This window comes from Streptomyces sp. NPDC012835 (genome assembly GCF_042900885.1).
In the GTDB taxonomy this organism is placed as follows: domain Bacteria; phylum Actinomycetota; class Actinomycetes; order Streptomycetales; family Streptomycetaceae; genus Streptomyces.
Window position 1 is genome coordinate 118,496 of the sequence record NZ_JBIBBW010000009.1, and the last position, 15,139, is coordinate 133,634.

The following is a 15,139-nucleotide window of genomic DNA, read 5'->3' on the forward strand; positions in this document are numbered from 1 at the left end:
ATCCTTCAGTCATGGGCACCCACTATTTGATGCCCTATGTGCAAGAGTACGGGCGGCACGGCCCGAATGAGCCGTACCGCCCGCACCCCGAAAACAACGCGTCAGACGCGACGGCGCTTGGGCGGCCGGCAGCCGTTGTGCGGGGTGGGGGTGACGTCCTGGATCGAGCCCACCTCCAGGCCGGTGGCCTGGAGCGAACGGATCGCGGTCTCACGGCCGGAGCCGGGACCCTTGACGAAGACGTCGACCTTGCGCATGCCGTGCTCCTGCGCGCGGCGGGCGGCCGACTCGGCGGCCATCTGCGCGGCGAAGGGGGTGGACTTGCGCGAGCCCTTGAAGCCGACGTGGCCGGCGGAGGCCCAGGAGATCACGTTGCCCGAGGGGTCCGTGATCGAGACGATCGTGTTGTTGAACGTGCTCTTGATGTGGGCGTGCCCATGAGCGACGTTCTTCTTTTCCTTGCGGCGCACCTTCTTGGCAGCGCCCTGACGACCCTTGGGGGGCATCTGTTTCTCCTACAGGGAGGTGGTCGGTCCTACAGCGAAGACCGCTGGTGAGCGTCCGGCTGAGGACTACTTCTTGCCCGGCTTCTTCTTGCCGGCGATGGCGCGACGCGGGCCCTTGCGGGTACGAGCGTTCGTGCTGGTGCGCTGACCGTGCACCGGCAGGCCGCGACGGTGACGCAGACCCTGGTAGCAGCCGATCTCGACCTTGCGGCGGATGTCGGCGGCGATCTCGCGACGGAGGTCACCCTCGGTCTTGAGGTTGGCGTCCACGTACTCGCGGATCTTGACGAGGTCTTCCTCGGCGAGGTCGCGGACGCGGATGTTCGGGTCGACGCCGACGGCGGCGAGCGTCTCCTTGGACCGGGTGCGCCCGATACCGAAGACGTAGGTGAGGGCGACCTCGACGCGCTTTTCGCGCGGGAGGTCAACGCCTGCGAGGCGTGCCATTCATGGCTCCTGTTGATTCGGAGGTCTTCCGCAGCGTCTGTCCCGGCCGCCGTACGGATACGGTCCGGGTCCCCGGCCTCCGCCGGAGGTGTCGGTCCCGTCGCCGGGAGCCGGACACTGCTTGATTACGAGTTGCTCGCGTCGCGCGAAGTACTGCGAGAGGCAGGCGGTCGTGCGTCAGCCCTGGCGCTGCTTGTGGCGCAGGTTGTCGCAGATGACCATGACCCGGCCGTGACGGCGGATCACCTTGCACTTGTCGCAGATCTTCTTGACGCTCGGCTTGACCTTCATGGGATTGAGGTTCTCCGGGTCAGTGCGGACACCCGTCTGAGGGGCGCCAGCAAGATCTACTTGTATCGGTAGACGATCCGGCCACGCGTCAGGTCGTACGGAGACAGCTCCACCACAACCCGGTCATCGGGGAGGATACGGATGTAGTGCATCCGCATCTTTCCGCTGATGTGCGCGAGGACCTTGTGACCGTTCTGCAGCTCCACCTTGAACATGGCGTTCGGGAGGGACTCGATCACGGTGCCCTCGATTTCGATGGCACCTTGCTTCTTGGCCACGCTTCGCCCTTCGAATCGGCTACCTTGATCGATTCTGGCGGTCGCATGAGGACACACGGATACACCAGAGCCGACGCGTTAGTCTACGGGAGCCCTCTCGAAAAGACGAATCCGTTCAGTTTGCCCACAGCCGGAGATTTTTAAGCAACGGGATCACTCCGGCCGCCCGGCCCCCGGCCGACACGCCGCCGCTCTACGCCAGCGGGTCCGGAGCCGCCACCACGCCCAGCTCCGCCAGCTTCGCCCGGCCGCCGTCCGGAGCGGTGAGGACCAGCGGACCTTCCTCCGTCAGAGCCACCGAGTGCTCCCAGTGCGAGGACCAGGTGCCGTCCGTCGTCACCACCGTCCACTCGTCCGCCAGCACCTCCGTGCGGGGGGTGCCGAGCGACACCATCGGCTCGATGGCCAGGCAGAGGCCCGGGATCAGCTTCGGGCCCTTGCCGCGCTTGCGGGCGACGTAGTTCAGCAGGTGCGGGTCCATGTGCATCTCCGAGCCGATGCCGTGGCCGCCGTACTCCTCGATGATCCCGTACTTCCCGCCGCCGGGACGCGGCTGGCGGCGGATGTACGTCTCGATGGCGCGGCTCACGTCCACCAGCCGGTTGCCGCCGCGCATGGCCGCGATACCGGCCCACATCGACTCCTCGGTCACCCGGGACAGCTCGACCAGCTCCGGGGCGTGACCGGTGCCGACGAAGACGGTGATGGCCGCGTCGCCGTGCCAGCCGTCGATGATCGCGCCGGCGTCGATGGAGATGATGTCGCCGTCCTTGAGGACGGTCTTCCCGTCGGGGATGCCATGGACCACGACCTCGTTGACCGAGGTGCAGATCGTCGCGGGGAACCCGCCGTACCCGAGGAAGTTCGGCTTGGCGCCGTGCTCGGACAGCACCTTGCGGGCGACCTGGTCGAGATCGTCCGTGGTGGCGCCGGGGACCGCCGCGGCGGCGGTCGCCGCGTGCACGGCGGCGACGACCAGTCCCGCCTCGCGCATCTTCGCGATCTGCTCGGGAGTCTTGATCTCCACCATGGCTATGCCTTCCAGCTGACTCGTGGCTCTGCGGAATTATCGATCAATACTGAACATCGTGTTCAACAGTAAGGCCGTGGCGCCCCGAGGGGCACCACGGCCTTACCAACGCTTCTACTGCTGTGCCACGGCCCCTACGCCCGGCCCAGCGCCTCCATCGCGCGCTCGGTCACCTCGGTGACCTTGCCGAGCGCGGAGATCGTCACCACGAGGCCCTGGGCCCGGTAGTGGTCGATGATCGGCTCGGTCTGGGTGTGGTAGACCTCCAGGCGCGTGCGCACCGTCTCCTCGGAGTCGTCGTCCCGCTGGTACAGCTCGCCGCCGCAGACGTCACAGACGCCTTCCTTCTTCGGCGGGCTGTACGTCACGTGGAAGACGTGCGAGCTGTCGTTGCGGCAGATCCGGCGCCCGGCGATCCGCTTCACGACCTCGTCCTCGGGGACCTCCAGGTCGAGCACGGCGTCCAGCTTCAGGCCGCTCGTCTTCAGCAGCTCGTCGAGCACGGCGGCCTGCGAGACATTGCGCGGGAAGCCGTCCAGCAGGAAGCCGTTCTCGGCGTCCGGCTGCTCCATGCGGTCCTGTGCCATCGCGTTGGTGACCTCGTCGGGCACCAGGTTCCCGGCGTCCATGTACGCCTTCGCCTGTTTGCCGAGATCCGTGCCGTTGCTGATGTTGGCGCGGAAGAGGTCGCCCGTCGAGATGTGCGGAATCGACAGGTTCTTGGCAAGGTACGCGGCCTGCGTTCCCTTGCCGGCACCGGGCGGTCCGACGAGGACGATTCGCATCAGCGGAGGAACCCTTCGTAATTGCGCTGCTGAAGCTGGCTCTCGATCTGCTTCACGGTCTCCAGACCCACACCCACGATGATCAGGATGCTTGTCCCGCCGAACGGGAAGTTCTGGTTAGCACCGCCGAAGCCCGCCAACGCCATCGTCGGAACAAGAGCAATCAGACCCAGGTACAGCGAGCCCGGCCAAGTGATCCTGTTGAGCACGTAGCTCAGGTACTCGGCCGTGGGGCGACCAGCCCGGATACCCGGGATGAAGCCACCATACTTCTTCATGTTGTCGGCGACTTCTTCGGGGTTGAAGGAAATGGCCACGTAGAAGAAGGCGAAGAAGACGATCAGCAGGAAGTACGTCGCGATGTAGTACGGGTGGTCACCCTTGACGAAGTGCGCCTCGATCCAGGTCTTCCAGGCGGAGTCACCACTGGAGAACTGCGCGACCAGCGCCGGGATGTAGAGCAGCGACGACGCGAAGATGACGGGGATCACACCCGCCTGGTTCACCTTGAGGGGGATGTACGTGGACGTACCCCCGTAGGACCTGCGGCCGATCATGCGCTTCGCGTACTGCACGGGAATCCTGCGCTGGGCCTGCTCGACGAAGACCACCAGGGCCACCATCACGAAGCCGATCAGGATGACGGTGCCGAACTCGATCCAGCCCTTGGCGAGCGTGCCGCTCTCCTTGATGGCCCACAGCGCGCCGGGGAAGCCGGCGGCGATCGAGATGAACATCAGGATCGACATGCCGTTGCCGATACCGCGGTCGGTGACGAGTTCACCGAGCCACATGACGGCCGCGGTGCCCGCGGTCATGGTGATCACCATGGTGGCGGTGACGAAGATCGACTTGTCGGGCACGATCTCCGAGGCGACCGGGCAGCCGCTGAAGAGCGCGCCGCTGCGGGCGGTGGCGACCAGACCGGTGCCCTGGAGCACGGCGAGGGCGACCGTCAGATAACGGGTGTACTGCGTGATCTTCGCCGTGCCGGACTGACCCTCCTTCTTGAGGGCCTCCAGCCGGGGGATGACCACGGTCAGCAGCTGCAGGATGATGCTCGCGGTGATGTACGGCATGATGCCGAGCGCGAAGATCGTGATCTGTAGCAGCGCCCCGCCGCTGAACATGTTCACCAAGCCGAACAGGCTGTTATTGCCCTTCTGGGCCGCGTCGACACACTCCTGGACATTCGCGTAGCTGACGCCGGGTACGGGGATGTGGGCCCCGAGCCGGTACAGCACGATGATGCCGAGCGTGAAGAGCAGCTTCTTGCGCAGGTCGGGCGTCTTGAACGCCCGGGCGAACGCGGTGAGCACGGTGCCTCCTGCGACCCCCGCGCTACTGCGTCAGAGGTGACGGTATTGAGGATCGACGGATAAGGAACGAGCGTTACCACGCGGCGGGTCCCTGCGGACACTCCGCGCGGCGGGGGTCCGGGGGCGGTCCCCCGGCTTCAATACAGCAACAACGCACGCCACCTTACCGGCGACAGTGCCCCCCTTGGAACGACCAACCGGGGATGCCCCTTTTGGGAGGCATCCCCGGTCGGATGTTCAGGCCATCGAGTTGTCTCAGACGAGCTCGGTGACGGTGCCGCCGGCGGCGGCAATCTTCTCCTTGGCGGACCCGGAGACGGCGTCAACCGAAACCTGGAGCGCTACGGAGATCTCGCCCTGGCCCAGGACCTTGACGAGGCTGTTCTTGCGTACCGCACCCTTGGTGACCAGGTCGGCCACCGTGACCTCGCCGCCCTCGGGGTAGAGAGCGGAGAGCTTGTCCAGGTTCACGACCTGGTACTCGGTGCGGAAGGGGTTCTTGAAGCCCTTCAGCTTCGGGAGGCGCATGTGGAGGGGCATCTGCCCACCCTCGAAGCGCTCCGGAACCTGGTAGCGGGCCTTCGTACCCTTGGTACCACGACCTGCGGTCTTACCCTTGGACGCCTCACCACGACCCACACGGGTCTTGGCGGTCTTGGCGCCGGGGGCAGGACGGAGGTCATGTGCCTTCAGCGGGCTGTTCTCCGCCATGTCAGTCAACCTCCTCGACCGTGACGAGGTGCCGCACGGTGTTGGCCATGCCGCGGAACTCGGGACGGTCCTCCTTGACAACCACGTCGTGCAGGCGCTTCAGCCCGAGCGAACGAAGGGTGTCGCGGTGGTTCTGCTTGCTGCCGATGTACGACTTCGTCTGCGTGATCTTGAGACGGGCCATTACGCACCCGCTCCCGCACGCGCACGGAGCAGGGCCGCGGGGGCCACGTCCTCGAGGGGCAGACCGCGGCGGGCCGCGATCTCCTCGGGACGCTGGAGGCCCTGGAGGGCCGCCACGGTCGCGTGGACGATGTTGATCGCGTTGTCGGAGCCGAGCGACTTCGACAGGATGTCGTGCACGCCCGCGCACTCGAGCACGGCGCGCACCGGGCCACCGGCGATCACACCGGTACCGGGGGAAGCAGGCTTGAGCAGGACGACGCCCGCGGCCTTCTCGCCCTGGATCGGGTGAGGAATGGTGCCCTGGATACGGGGGACCTTGAAGAAGTTCTTCTTGGCCTCCTCAACACCCTTGGCGATGGCGGCCGGAACCTCCTTCGCCTTCCCGTAACCGACGCCGACGGTGCCGTCACCATCGCCTACCACGACGAGCGCGGTGAAGCTGAAGCGACGACCACCCTTCACAACCTTGGCGACACGGTTGATCGCGACAACGCGCTCAACGTAAGCGGTCTTCTCGGCGGCAGCGCCACCGTCGCGACCCTTCCGGTCCCGCCGCTCGCCGCCACCGGCACCGCTTCCGCGGCGCTGGGGTCCAGCCATTGGATTTACCTCTCTCTGTTACGTCCGCTTTGCGTAGGAACCGGGGCTTAGAACTTCAGCCCGGCTTCGCGGGCGGCGTCAGCCAGAGCGGCAATGCGCCCTGCGTACTGGTTACCACCGCGGTCGAACACGACGGCCTCGACGCCGGCGGCCTTGGCGCGCTCGGCGACCAGGGCTCCGACCAGCTTCGCCTGGGCGCTCTTGTCGCCCTCGCCGCCGCGGATCGACGTGTCCAGGGTCGACGCCGACGCGAGCGTGTGGCCCGCGATGTCGTCGATGACCTGCGCGACGATGTTGCGGTTGGAGCGCGTCACGACCAGACGAGGACGCTCCGGCGTGCCGGAGACGTGCTTACGGACGCGGATGTGGCGACGCTTGATGGCGGCGCGCTTGTACGCGTCACCCTTGGCAATCTTTACACCGTATGCCATGGCTTACTTACCCGCCTTTCCGACCTTGCGGCGGATGACCTCGCCCGCGTACTTGACGCCCTTGGCCTTGTACGGGTCGGGCTTCCGCAGCTTGCGGATCTTAGCGGCGACCTCGCCGACCTTCTGCTTGTCGATGCCCTCGACGGTGAACTTCGTGGGCGTCTCGACCTTGAAGGTGATGCCTTCGGGGGCCTCGATAAGAATCGGGTGGCTGTAGCCCAGGGCGAACTCCAGGTTGGAGCCCTTCGCCTGGACGCGGTAGCCGACACCGCTGATTTCGAGCGCCTTGATGTATCCCGTGGTCACGCCGGTGATCATGTTCGCCACCAGCGTGCGGGACAGGCCGTGGAGGGCCTTGTTCTGACGCTCGTCGTTGGGGCGCAGCACCGAGAGGGTGCCGTCCTCGCCCTTGGTGACCTCGATCGGCGCGGCGACGGTGTGCGAGAGGGAACCCTTCGGGCCCTTCACCGCGACCGTGCGGCCATCGATGGTGACGTCCACACCGGCGGGAACCTGGATGGGGAGCTTGCCGATTCGCGACATGAGCTTTTCCTCCGTTCCCGACTACCAGACGTAGGCGAGGACTTCCCCACCTACGCCCTTCTTGCTGGCCTGCTGGCCGGTCAGGAGACCGTGGGACGTGGAGATGATCGCCACGCCCAGGCCGCCGAGGACCTTCGGCAGGTTGGTGGACTTCGCGTACACGCGCAGACCCGGCTTGGAGATGCGCTTGATGCCGGCGATCGAACGCTCGCGGTTCGGGCCGAACTTCAGCTCCAGGACGAGGTTCTTGCCGACCTCGGCGTCCTCGACCTTCCAGCCGGTGATGAAGCCCTCCTGCTGGAGGATCTCCGCGATGTGCGACTTGATCTTGCTGTGCGGCATCACGACGTCGTCGTGGTATGCCGAGTTCGCGTTGCGCAGACGCGTGAGCATGTCTGCGATGGGATCAGTCATGGTCATGAATTGGCCTTCGGCCTCTCTCGCCGGGGTTTCCTGTATGCGCCATCCCTCTCCCCGATCAGAGTCGGGACGGGTGCGGTGCGGGGACCTACGGCGTAGTAAGTCGTTATGGACGGCGGGCGCCCAACCCCACAAGCCTACGGCATGTGAAGGAGGGCTCCCGCCAACCAATTGCTTACCGAGAGTTCGAGCAGTCCGAGTGGAAAGGACTACCAGGAACTCTTGGTCACGCCCGGCAGCTCGCCGCGGTGGGCCATCTCACGAAGGCACACACGGCACAGGCCGAACTTGCGGTAGACGGAGTGGGGCCGGCCGCAGCGCTGGCAGCGGGTGTAACCGCGCACGCCGAACTTCGGCTTACGGGCGGCCTTAGCGATCAGAGCCTTCTTCGCCACGGTCAGTTCTCCTTGAACGGGAAGCCGAGGTGACGAAGGAGGGCACGACCCTCGTCGTCGTTGGTCGCCGTGGTGACCACGGTGATGTCCATGCCCCGGACCCGGTCGATCTTGTCCTGGTCGATCTCGTGGAACATGACCTGCTCCGTGAGACCGAAGGTGTAGTTGCCACGGCCGTCGAACTGCTTCGGCGACAGACCGCGGAAGTCACGGATACGCGGCAGCGCGAGCGACAGCGTACGGTCCAGGAACTCCCACATGCGGTCACCGCGGAGGGTGACGTGGCAGCCGATCGGCTGACCCTCGCGCAGCTTGAACTGCGCGATGGACTTCCGGGCCTTGGTGACGGACGGCTTCTGGCCGGTGATCGTGGTGAGGTCGCGGATGGCGCCCTCGATCAGCTTGGAGTCGCGGGCGGCGTCGCCCACACCCATGTTGACCACGATCTTGACGAGACCGGGGATCTGCATGACGTTCTCGTAGGAGAACTCCTCACGCAGCTTGCCCGCGATCTCCTCGCGGTAGCGCAGCTTCAGACGCGGCGCGGTAGTGGTCGCAGTCATCAGATGTCCTCACCGGTCCGCTTGGCAACGCGGATCTTGTTGCCCTCGTCGTCAAAGCGGTAGCCGACGCGAGTGACGACCTTCTTGCCGTCCTTCTCCACGACCAGCTGAACGTTGCTGACATGGACGGGGGCCTCGGTGGTCACAATGCCGCCGGTCTGCGAACCGCGAGCCGTCTGACCGGCCTTGGTGTGCTTCTTGACCCGGTTGACACCCTCGACGAGGACGCGGTCCTGAGCGGGGTAGGCCACGATGACCTTGCCCTGCTTGCCCTTGTCCTTACCGGTGATGACCTGGACCAGGTCGCCCTTCTTGATCTTCATGCTTACAGCACCTCCGGCGCGAGCGAGATGATCTTCATGAACTTCTTCTCGCGCAGCTCACGGCCGACCGGGCCGAAGATACGGGTGCCGCGAGGGTCGCCGTCGTTCTTCAGAATGACGGCGGCGTTCTCGTCGAAGCGGATGTACGAGCCGTCCGGACGGCGGCGCTCCTTGACGGTGCGAACGATGACGGCCTTGACGACGTCACCCTTCTTCACGTTGCCACCGGGGATCGCGTCCTTGACGGTGGCGACGATGACGTCGCCGATGCCCGCGTAGCGGCGACCCGAGCCACCGAGAACACGGATGGTGAGAATTTCCTTCGCACCCGTGTTGTCGGCGACGCGCAGTCGCGACTCCTGCTGGATCACGTCTATCTCCTGATCGTCTGCCGGTTCCCCGGGGGCCATTCGGTGAATGGCCCCCGGAGCCTGGCGGAACTGTTCCGAGAGGAAACCCCCTCGGAGGGTTCTACTTGGCCTTCTCGAGGATCTCGACGATGCGCCACCGCTTCGTGGCGGACAGCGGCCGGGTCTCCATCAGGAGGACGCGGTCGCCGATGCCGGCGGCGTTCTGCTCGTCGTGCGCCTTGAGCTTGTTCGTACGGCGGATCACCTTGCCGTACAGCGCGTGCTTGACGCGGTCCTCGACAGCGACGACGACGGTCTTGTCCATCTTGTCGCTGACGACCAGACCCTCACGGGTCTTGCGGTCTCCGCGGGAAGCCTTGGTCTCGGTCACGTTGTTCTCAGTCATCAGGCGCTCTCCACCGTCTCGATGCCCAGCTCGCGCTCACGCATCAGGGTGTAGATCCGCGCGATGTCCTTACGGACGAGCTTCAGCCGCCCGTGGTTTTCGAGCTGACCGGTCGCCGCCTGGAAGCGGAGGTTGAACAGCTCTTCCTTGGCCTCGCGGAGCTTGGCGACAAGCTCCTCGTTGCCCAGCTCGCGCAGTTCGGACGCCTTGGTCACGGCCGCCATCACGACTCACCTGCCTCGCGCCGAACGATCCGGCACTTCATCGGAAGCTTGTGAGCAGCGCGGGTAAGCGCCTCACGCGCAATCTTCTCGTTCGGGTAGGACAGCTCGAACATCACCCGACCGGGCTTGACGTTCGCGATCCACCACTCGGGGGAACCCTTACCGGAACCCATGCGGGTCTCGGCAGGCTTCTTGGTGAGCGGACGGTCCGGGTAGATGTTGATCCAGACCTTGCCGCCACGCTTGATGTGACGGGTCATCGCGATACGAGCGGCCTCGATCTGACGGTTCGTCACGTACGCCGGGCTGAGCGCCTGGATGCCGTACTCACCGAACGCAACCTGCGTGCCACCCTTGGACATTCCGCTGCGCTTCGGGTGGTGCTGCTTGCGGTGCTTGACCCTACGGGGGATCAGCATTTCGGTCAGACCTCCGTTCCGCCGGTAGAAGGCGCCGCCGCGTCAGCCGCGGGAGCGGCGGTGGCCTCGGCCTTGGGGGCCTCGGCTCCGGCGCTCTGCTGCGGCTTACGGCCACGGCCGCCACGCTCGCCACCACGGCCACCGCGGCCGGCGGGGCGGTCGTTGCCGCCACCACGGGCCGGGCGGTTGCCGGCGCGGGCCGCGGCGTTCTCGGCGCGCACCTCGGCGATGTTCTTGACGTCGCCCTTGTAGATCCAGACCTTCACACCGATACGGCCGAAGGTCGTCTTGGCCTCGAAGAAGCCGTAGTCCACGTTCGCGCGGAGCGTGTGCAGGGGCACGCGGCCCTCGCGGTAGAACTCCGAGCGGGACATCTCGGCGCCGCCGAGACGGCCACCGCACTGGATCTTGATGCCCTTGGCGCCGGCCTTCATCGTCGACTGCATGCTCTTGCGCATGGCGCGACGGAAGGAGACGCGCGAGGACAGCTGCTCGGCGACGGCCTGGGCCACCAGCTGAGCGTCGACCTCGGGGTTCTTGACCTCAAGGATGTTGAGCTGAACCTGCTTGCCGGTCAGCTTCTCCAGCTCGCCGCGGATACGGTCGGCCTCGGCGCCGCGGCGGCCGATGACGATGCCCGGACGCGCGGTGTGGATGTCCACGCGGACTCGGTCGCGGGTGCGCTCGATCTCGACCTTCGAGATGCCGGCCCGCTCCATGCCCTTCGTCATCATGCGACGAATGGCAACGTCTTCCTTGACGTAGTCCTTGTACAGCTTGTCGGCATACCAGCGGGACTTGAAGTCCGTGGTGATACCGAGCCGGAACCCATGCGGGTTAACCTTCTGGCCCATTACCGGGTTCCTTCCTTGCTGCTGACGACCACGGTGATGTGGCTGGTCCGCTTACGGATCCGGTAGGCCCGGCCCTGGGCGCGCGGCCGGAACCGCTTCAGGGTCGGACCCTCGTCCACGTACGCCTCGCTGATGACCAGCGAAGAGGCGTCGGTGTGGTCGTAGTTGTGAGCGGCGTTGGCGATGGCGCTGTCGAGCACCTTGCCTACCGTCACGCTCGCGGCCTGCGGGGCGAAGCGCAGGACCGCCTGAGCCTCCGTGGCATCCATGCCACGGATGAGGTCCACCACGCGGCGGGCCTTCATGGGCGTGACGCGGATGTACCGCGCCTGGGCCCTGGCTTCCATGGTTGTCCCTTCGGTGTAAGTCATAGTCAGTCACCCCGCGTTAGCGGCGCTTCGACTTCCGGTCGTCCTTGACGTGGCCGCGGAAGGTGCGAGTCGGCGAGAACTCGCCGAGCTTGTGGCCGACCATCGACTCGGTGACGAACACCGGGACGTGGATCTTGCCGTTGTGCACCGCGATCGTGTGGCCGAGCATGGCCGGGACGATCATCGAGCGACGGGACCAGGTCTTGATGACGTTCTTGGTGCCTGCTTCGTTCTGGACGTCCACCTTCTTGATGAGGTGTCCGTCGACGAAGGGCCCCTTCTTGAGACTGCGCGGCATCTAAACCCGCTCCTAGCGCTTCTTGTTCGTCTTGCGGCGGCGGACGATGTACTTGCTGCTTGCCTTCTTCGGCGAGCGAGTACGACCCTCCTTCTGACCCCACGGGCTGACCGGGTGGCGACCACCGGAGGTCTTGCCCTCACCACCACCGTGCGGGTGGTCGACCGGGTTCATCGCGACACCGCGGACGGTCGGGCGAACGCCCTTCCAGCGCATACGGCCGGCCTTGCCCCAGTTGATGTTCGACTGCTCGGCGTTGCCGACCTCGCCGATCGTGGCGCGGCAGCGGACGTCGACCATCCGGACCTCGCCGGACGGCATACGAAGGGTGGCCATGGAGCCTTCCTTCGCGAGCAGCTGGACCGAAGCACCCGCGGAGCGGGAGATCTTCGCTCCGCCACCGGGACGCATCTCGATGGCGTGGATCGTCGTACCCACCGGGATGTTGCGCAGCGGGAGGTTGTTGCCCGGCTTGATGTCGGCGCCGGGGCCGTTCTCAACCCGGTCGCCCTGGCTCAGCTTGGCCGGGGCGATGATGTAGCGCTTCTCGCCGTCTGCGTAGTGCAGCAGCGCGATGCGGGCGGTGCGGTTGGGGTCGTACTCGATGTGCGCGACCTTGGCCGGCACGCCGTCCTTGTCGTGACGACGGAAGTCGATCACGCGGTAGGCGCGCTTGTGTCCACCACCCTGGTGGCGAACGGTCACACGACCGGCGTTGTTACGGCCGCCCTTGCTGTGCAGCGGGCGGACCAGCGACTTCTCCGGCGTGGACCGCGTGATCTCGACAAAGTCGGCGACGCTGGAGCCACGACGGCCCGGGGTCGTCGGCTTGTACTTGCGGATACCCATTGTCTCTCAGTCCTCGGAAGAATTCCGGATCCTGGACGTCTCGACCTCCGTCAGGAGGTCGGGCCGCCGAAGATGTCGATACGGTCGCCCTCGGCAAGGGTCACGATGGCGCGCTTGGTGTTGGCGCGCTTGCCGAAACCGGTGCGGGTGCGCTTGCGCTTGCCCTGGCGGTTGATCGTGTTGACCCCGGAGACCTTGACCGAGAAGACCGCTTCCACGGCCTGCTTGATCTGGGTCTTGTTGGCGTGGGGCGCCACGATGAACGTGTACTTGTTCTCGTCGAGCAGCGCGTAGCTCTTCTCGGAGACCACGGGCTTGACAAGAATGTCGCGCGGGTCCGTGAAGGTCTTGCTGGTGATCTCGGCGGCCATCAGGCTTCGCTCCCCTCGTTGTCATCGGCCTTGGAAGGGCCAGACACGAAGGACTCGAAAGCGGCCTTGGTGAAGACCACGTCGTCGGAGACGATCACGTCGTACGTGTTCAGCTGGCCCGGCGCCAGGATGTGCACCTGGGGCAGGTTGCGGGCGGACAGCCACGCGGCCTCGTCGGCCCGCTCGACGACCAGGAGCACGTTCTTGCGCTCGCTGATCTTGCCCAGCAGGGTCTTGGCGGCCTTCGTGGACACCGCGTCCTCGACCAGGCCGGAGACGACGTGGATACGAGAGTGACGGGCCCGGTCGGTGAGGGCTCCGCGCAGGGCGGCGGCCTTCATCTTCTTGGGGGTCCGCTGCGAGTAGTCACGCGGCACGGGGCCGTGGACGACGCCACCGCCGGCGAACTGCGGGGCGCGGGTCGAGCCCTGACGGGCGCGGCCGGTGCCCTTCTGGCGGTACGGCTTCTTGCCACCGCCACGGACTTCGCCGCGGGTCTTGGTCTTGTGCGTGCCCTGTCGGGCAGCGGCCAGCTGGGCGACTACGACCTGGTGGATCAGCGGAATGCTGACCTTGGCGTCGAAGATCTCCGAGGGGAGTTCGACGGTCCCGGCCTTGTCGCCTGCCGGCGAAAGGATGTCAACGGTGCTCATCAGTTACCTCAGGCCCCCTTGGCCGCGGTACGGACCAGGACGAGGCCGCCGTTCGGACCAGGAACCGCACCCTTGATCAGGAGCAGGCCCTTCTCCGCGTCAACGGCGTGAACGGTCAGGTTCTGGGTGGTGACCCGCTCGTTGCCCATACGGCCCGCCATGCGGAGGCCCTTGAACACACGGCCCGGGGTGGCGCAGCCACCGATGGAACCGGGAGAGCGGTGCTTGCGCTGGGTGCCGTGACCGGCGCCGAGGCCCTTGAAGTTGTGACGCTTCATGACACCGGCGAAGCCCTTGCCCTTGCTCTTGCCCGTGACGTCTACCTTGACGCCGGACTCGAACGCGGCAGCGGTGATCTCCTGGCCGAGCGTGTACTCGCTCGCGTCGGAGGTACGCAGCTCCACCAGGTGACGGCGGGGGGTCACGTCGGCCTTGGCGAAGTGGCCCTTGAGGGGCTTGTTCACCTTGCGAGGGTCGATCTCGCCGAAGGCGATCTGGACCGACTCGTAGCCATCGCTGTCATTCGTACGGACCTGGGTAACGACACAGGGCCCGGCCTTCACCACGGTCACCGGGACGACACGGTTGTTCTCGTCCCAGACCTGGGTCATGCCGAGCTTCTCGCCCAGGACACCCTTGATCGGCTTAGTCATCTCTTCCGCGCCTCTCAGAGCTTGATCTCGATGTCAACGCCGGCCGGAAGGTCCAGGCGCATCAGCGAGTCAACGGTCTTGGGCGTCGGGTCGAGGATGTCGATCAGGCGCTTGTGCGTGCGCATCTCGAAGTGCTCGCGCGAGTCCTTGTACTTGTGCGGCGACTTGATGACGCAGTACACGTTCTTCTCAGTGGGCAGCGGCACCGGGCCCGCGACCGACGCACCAGTACGCGTCACCGTCTCGACGATCTTCTTCGCCGAGGAGTCGATGACCTCGTGGTCGTAGGCCTTGAGCCGGATGCGGATCTTCTGTCCCGCCATGGCTGCTTCGTAGTCCTGTCTCTCGTAACGCTCTGGGACCCGGTAGTTCCGGGCTCTTCTCCGACCCACGCGGTCGGGCGTGTCGCATCCCTGCCGCGAAAATTTCCCAAAGGATTTTCCCTGCGAGGGGTGCGGCCCAAGTCCGCGAGCCGGGGTCGAGCCACGTCAGTAACGAACGCGTTCAGCCACCGGGAGCCTGGTCGGTACCCCGCTGACACTTCCCGGAAGATTCCCGTACGTCCGCCTCAGCGCTGCCCGTAAGGCAGTTGGGGCGACGAGTACTGTGGGACTCGCTTCCGGTCCTCCCGGCGGGAGGCGCGCAGCATTGGCACTCAACCGAGCAACCTGAACAGTGTGCCACAGGCGCCTCGGCCCTGGCCAATCAGGGTCCAGAAGCGTACCCCACCTCCGGATCGGCCAATCCACGCCCACCCGTGCCTGCCCACGGACACCCGTCCGGGAGTGGCGGAAAAGGCCCTCTGGGAAAGCGGCGGCCTCCTGCCCATCATGATTCCGGACCGGCACCGGCCGAGCCCCCCA

Annotated in this window: 28 protein-coding genes; all 28 read right to left on the reverse strand. The window is 66.0% G+C overall.

Annotated elements, in window-relative coordinates:
• Nucleotides 1-101 precede the first annotated feature (101 nt).
• The 28 genes from rpsK to rpsJ all read right to left on the reverse strand — a co-directional run bounded on the left by rpsK (nt 102) and on the right by rpsJ (nt 14,599).
• On the reverse strand, nt 102-506 hold the full coding sequence (gene rpsK / locus ACFY6S_RS29310; protein WP_003956432.1) for a 30S ribosomal protein S11: 405 nt from the start codon (nt 504-506) through the stop codon (nt 102-104).
• A gap of 66 nt (nt 507-572) precedes the next feature.
• A complete protein-coding gene (rpsM, locus tag ACFY6S_RS29315) occupies nt 573-953 on the reverse strand; it encodes a 30S ribosomal protein S13 (protein WP_129770852.1) in 381 nt (126 codons plus the stop codon).
• Nucleotides 954-1,130: 177 nt separating this feature from the next.
• Nucleotides 1,131-1,244, reverse strand: a complete 114-nt coding sequence (rpmJ, locus tag ACFY6S_RS29320; RefSeq protein WP_003956441.1) for a 50S ribosomal protein L36 — start codon at nt 1,242-1,244, stop codon at nt 1,131-1,133.
• A 56-nt stretch (nt 1,245-1,300) separates the two neighbouring features.
• Nucleotides 1,301-1,522 (reverse strand): translation initiation factor IF-1, encoded by a 222-nt coding sequence (gene infA / locus ACFY6S_RS29325; RefSeq protein WP_003956442.1) that lies wholly within the window; start codon nt 1,520-1,522, stop codon nt 1,301-1,303.
• Between the two features lie 193 nt (nt 1,523-1,715).
• The gene (gene map / locus ACFY6S_RS29330; protein WP_388828046.1) at nt 1,716-2,552 is read right to left on the reverse strand and encodes a type I methionyl aminopeptidase; all 837 of its coding nucleotides are present in this window, start codon (nt 2,550-2,552) and stop codon (nt 1,716-1,718) included.
• Nucleotides 2,553-2,686: 134 nt separating this feature from the next.
• A complete protein-coding gene (locus ACFY6S_RS29335) occupies nt 2,687-3,337 on the reverse strand; it encodes an adenylate kinase (protein ID WP_388828050.1) in 651 nt (216 codons plus the stop codon).
• On the reverse strand, nt 3,337-4,656 hold the full coding sequence (gene secY / locus ACFY6S_RS29340) for a preprotein translocase subunit SecY (RefSeq protein WP_388828053.1): 1,320 nt from the start codon (nt 4,654-4,656) through the stop codon (nt 3,337-3,339). The genes ACFY6S_RS29335 and secY overlap by 1 nt, the downstream gene beginning before the upstream one ends.
• A 255-nt stretch (nt 4,657-4,911) precedes the next feature.
• Entirely contained in the window at nt 4,912-5,367 is a 456-nt protein-coding gene (gene rplO, locus ACFY6S_RS29345; protein WP_388828056.1) for a 50S ribosomal protein L15, read from the reverse strand.
• Between the two features lies 1 nt (nt 5,368).
• Entirely contained in the window at nt 5,369-5,551 is a 183-nt protein-coding gene (rpmD, locus tag ACFY6S_RS29350; protein WP_024491595.1) for a 50S ribosomal protein L30, read from the reverse strand.
• Nucleotides 5,551-6,153, reverse strand: a complete 603-nt coding sequence (gene rpsE / locus ACFY6S_RS29355; RefSeq protein WP_114625512.1) for a 30S ribosomal protein S5 — start codon at nt 6,151-6,153, stop codon at nt 5,551-5,553. The genes rpmD and rpsE overlap by 1 nt, the downstream gene beginning before the upstream one ends.
• A 47-nt stretch (nt 6,154-6,200) precedes the next feature.
• A complete protein-coding gene (gene rplR / locus ACFY6S_RS29360; protein ID WP_388828061.1) occupies nt 6,201-6,584 on the reverse strand; it encodes a 50S ribosomal protein L18 in 384 nt (127 codons plus the stop codon).
• Nucleotides 6,585-6,587: 3 nt separating this feature from the next.
• Nucleotides 6,588-7,127, reverse strand: a complete 540-nt coding sequence (gene rplF / locus ACFY6S_RS29365) for a 50S ribosomal protein L6 (protein WP_388828064.1) — start codon at nt 7,125-7,127, stop codon at nt 6,588-6,590.
• 21 nt (nt 7,128-7,148) lie between these two features.
• A complete protein-coding gene (rpsH, locus tag ACFY6S_RS29370) occupies nt 7,149-7,547 on the reverse strand; it encodes a 30S ribosomal protein S8 (RefSeq protein WP_030351444.1) in 399 nt (132 codons plus the stop codon).
• Nucleotides 7,548-7,756: 209 nt separating this feature from the next.
• Nucleotides 7,757-7,942 (reverse strand): type Z 30S ribosomal protein S14, encoded by a 186-nt coding sequence (locus ACFY6S_RS29375; protein ID WP_003948630.1) that lies wholly within the window; start codon nt 7,940-7,942, stop codon nt 7,757-7,759.
• A 2-nt stretch (nt 7,943-7,944) separates the two neighbouring features.
• Nucleotides 7,945-8,505, reverse strand: coding sequence for a 50S ribosomal protein L5 (rplE, locus tag ACFY6S_RS29380; RefSeq protein WP_114625509.1), 561 nt, complete (start codon nt 8,503-8,505; stop codon nt 7,945-7,947).
• On the reverse strand, nt 8,505-8,828 hold the full coding sequence (gene rplX, locus ACFY6S_RS29385; RefSeq protein WP_111337423.1) for a 50S ribosomal protein L24: 324 nt from the start codon (nt 8,826-8,828) through the stop codon (nt 8,505-8,507). The genes rplE and rplX overlap by 1 nt, the downstream gene beginning before the upstream one ends.
• A gap of 2 nt (nt 8,829-8,830) precedes the next feature.
• Entirely contained in the window at nt 8,831-9,199 is a 369-nt protein-coding gene (gene rplN, locus ACFY6S_RS29390; RefSeq protein WP_003974257.1) for a 50S ribosomal protein L14, read from the reverse strand.
• A gap of 100 nt (nt 9,200-9,299) precedes the next feature.
• The gene (rpsQ, locus tag ACFY6S_RS29395; protein WP_388828070.1) at nt 9,300-9,584 is read right to left on the reverse strand and encodes a 30S ribosomal protein S17; all 285 of its coding nucleotides are present in this window, start codon (nt 9,582-9,584) and stop codon (nt 9,300-9,302) included.
• The gene (gene rpmC / locus ACFY6S_RS29400; protein ID WP_030351440.1) at nt 9,584-9,808 is read right to left on the reverse strand and encodes a 50S ribosomal protein L29; all 225 of its coding nucleotides are present in this window, start codon (nt 9,806-9,808) and stop codon (nt 9,584-9,586) included. Before rpmC ends, rpsQ begins: the two co-directional genes overlap by 1 nt.
• A complete protein-coding gene (rplP, locus tag ACFY6S_RS29405) occupies nt 9,808-10,227 on the reverse strand; it encodes a 50S ribosomal protein L16 (RefSeq protein WP_014154587.1) in 420 nt (139 codons plus the stop codon). The genes rpmC and rplP overlap by 1 nt, the downstream gene beginning before the upstream one ends.
• A gap of 5 nt (nt 10,228-10,232) precedes the next feature.
• Nucleotides 10,233-11,081 (reverse strand): 30S ribosomal protein S3, encoded by an 849-nt coding sequence (gene rpsC, locus ACFY6S_RS29410; RefSeq protein WP_388828074.1) that lies wholly within the window; start codon nt 11,079-11,081, stop codon nt 10,233-10,235.
• Nucleotides 11,081-11,428: a 50S ribosomal protein L22 gene (gene rplV / locus ACFY6S_RS29415; protein ID WP_114625505.1), complete on the reverse strand. Its 348-nt coding sequence runs from the start codon at nt 11,426-11,428 to the stop codon at nt 11,081-11,083. Before rplV ends, rpsC begins: the two co-directional genes overlap by 1 nt.
• Nucleotides 11,429-11,468: 40 nt before the next feature.
• Nucleotides 11,469-11,750, reverse strand: a complete 282-nt coding sequence (gene rpsS, locus ACFY6S_RS29420; protein ID WP_003966956.1) for a 30S ribosomal protein S19 — start codon at nt 11,748-11,750, stop codon at nt 11,469-11,471.
• A gap of 12 nt (nt 11,751-11,762) precedes the next feature.
• Nucleotides 11,763-12,599 (reverse strand): 50S ribosomal protein L2, encoded by an 837-nt coding sequence (gene rplB / locus ACFY6S_RS29425; RefSeq protein WP_114659660.1) that lies wholly within the window; start codon nt 12,597-12,599, stop codon nt 11,763-11,765.
• 50 nt (nt 12,600-12,649) lie between these two features.
• On the reverse strand, nt 12,650-12,970 hold the full coding sequence (gene rplW / locus ACFY6S_RS29430) for a 50S ribosomal protein L23 (RefSeq protein WP_388828079.1): 321 nt from the start codon (nt 12,968-12,970) through the stop codon (nt 12,650-12,652).
• On the reverse strand, nt 12,970-13,623 hold the full coding sequence (rplD, locus tag ACFY6S_RS29435) for a 50S ribosomal protein L4 (protein WP_388828082.1): 654 nt from the start codon (nt 13,621-13,623) through the stop codon (nt 12,970-12,972). The genes rplW and rplD overlap by 1 nt, the downstream gene beginning before the upstream one ends.
• A gap of 8 nt (nt 13,624-13,631) precedes the next feature.
• A complete protein-coding gene (gene rplC, locus ACFY6S_RS29440; RefSeq protein WP_114625501.1) occupies nt 13,632-14,276 on the reverse strand; it encodes a 50S ribosomal protein L3 in 645 nt (214 codons plus the stop codon).
• Nucleotides 14,277-14,290: 14 nt separating this feature from the next.
• A complete protein-coding gene (gene rpsJ / locus ACFY6S_RS29445) occupies nt 14,291-14,599 on the reverse strand; it encodes a 30S ribosomal protein S10 (RefSeq protein ID WP_003948644.1) in 309 nt (102 codons plus the stop codon).
• Nucleotides 14,600-15,139 lie beyond the last annotated feature (540 nt).

Coding starts and splice junctions, on each gene's coding strand:
- rplC (WP_114625501.1), bottom strand. CDS start 14,276: ATGACTAAGCCGATCAAGGGTGTCCTGGGCGAGAAGCTCGGCATGACC.
- rplF (WP_388828064.1), bottom strand. CDS start 7,127: ATGTCGCGAATCGGCAAGCTCCCCATCCAGGTTCCCGCCGGTGTGGAC.
- rpmD (WP_024491595.1), bottom strand. CDS start 5,551: ATGGCCCGTCTCAAGATCACGCAGACGAAGTCGTACATCGGCAGCAAG.
- rpsQ (WP_388828070.1), bottom strand. CDS start 9,584: ATGACTGAGAACAACGTGACCGAGACCAAGGCTTCCCGCGGAGACCGC.
- rplV (WP_114625505.1), bottom strand. CDS start 11,428: ATGGAAGCCAGGGCCCAGGCGCGGTACATCCGCGTCACGCCCATGAAG.
- rpsM (WP_129770852.1), bottom strand. CDS start 953: ATGGCACGCCTCGCAGGCGTTGACCTCCCGCGCGAAAAGCGCGTCGAG.
- rpsE (WP_114625512.1), bottom strand. CDS start 6,153: ATGGCTGGACCCCAGCGCCGCGGAAGCGGTGCCGGTGGCGGCGAGCGG.
- rpmJ (WP_003956441.1), bottom strand. CDS start 1,244: ATGAAGGTCAAGCCGAGCGTCAAGAAGATCTGCGACAAGTGCAAGGTG.
- rplP (WP_014154587.1), bottom strand. CDS start 10,227: ATGCTGATCCCCCGTAGGGTCAAGCACCGCAAGCAGCACCACCCGAAG.
- rplW (WP_388828079.1), bottom strand. CDS start 12,970: ATGGCCGCCGAGATCACCAGCAAGACCTTCACGGACCCGCGCGACATT.
- rplB (WP_114659660.1), bottom strand. CDS start 12,599: ATGGGTATCCGCAAGTACAAGCCGACGACCCCGGGCCGTCGTGGCTCC.
- rpsS (WP_003966956.1), bottom strand. CDS start 11,750: ATGCCGCGCAGTCTCAAGAAGGGGCCCTTCGTCGACGGACACCTCATC.
- rplD (WP_388828082.1), bottom strand. CDS start 13,623: ATGAGCACCGTTGACATCCTTTCGCCGGCAGGCGACAAGGCCGGGACC.
- rplO (WP_388828056.1), bottom strand. CDS start 5,367: ATGGCGGAGAACAGCCCGCTGAAGGCACATGACCTCCGTCCTGCCCCC.
- rplE (WP_114625509.1), bottom strand. CDS start 8,505: ATGACTGCGACCACTACCGCGCCGCGTCTGAAGCTGCGCTACCGCGAG.
- rpsK (WP_003956432.1), bottom strand. CDS start 506: ATGCCCCCCAAGGGTCGTCAGGGCGCTGCCAAGAAGGTGCGCCGCAAG.
- rpmC (WP_030351440.1), bottom strand. CDS start 9,808: ATGGCGGCCGTGACCAAGGCGTCCGAACTGCGCGAGCTGGGCAACGAG.
- rpsH (WP_030351444.1), bottom strand. CDS start 7,547: ATGACCATGACTGATCCCATCGCAGACATGCTCACGCGTCTGCGCAAC.
- ACFY6S_RS29335 (WP_388828050.1), bottom strand. CDS start 3,337: ATGCGAATCGTCCTCGTCGGACCGCCCGGTGCCGGCAAGGGAACGCAG.
- rplR (WP_388828061.1), bottom strand. CDS start 6,584: ATGGCATACGGTGTAAAGATTGCCAAGGGTGACGCGTACAAGCGCGCC.
- rpsJ (WP_003948644.1), bottom strand. CDS start 14,599: ATGGCGGGACAGAAGATCCGCATCCGGCTCAAGGCCTACGACCACGAG.
- rplX (WP_111337423.1), bottom strand. CDS start 8,828: ATGAAGATCAAGAAGGGCGACCTGGTCCAGGTCATCACCGGTAAGGAC.
- rpsC (WP_388828074.1), bottom strand. CDS start 11,081: ATGGGCCAGAAGGTTAACCCGCATGGGTTCCGGCTCGGTATCACCACG.
- map (WP_388828046.1), bottom strand. CDS start 2,552: ATGGTGGAGATCAAGACTCCCGAGCAGATCGCGAAGATGCGCGAGGCG.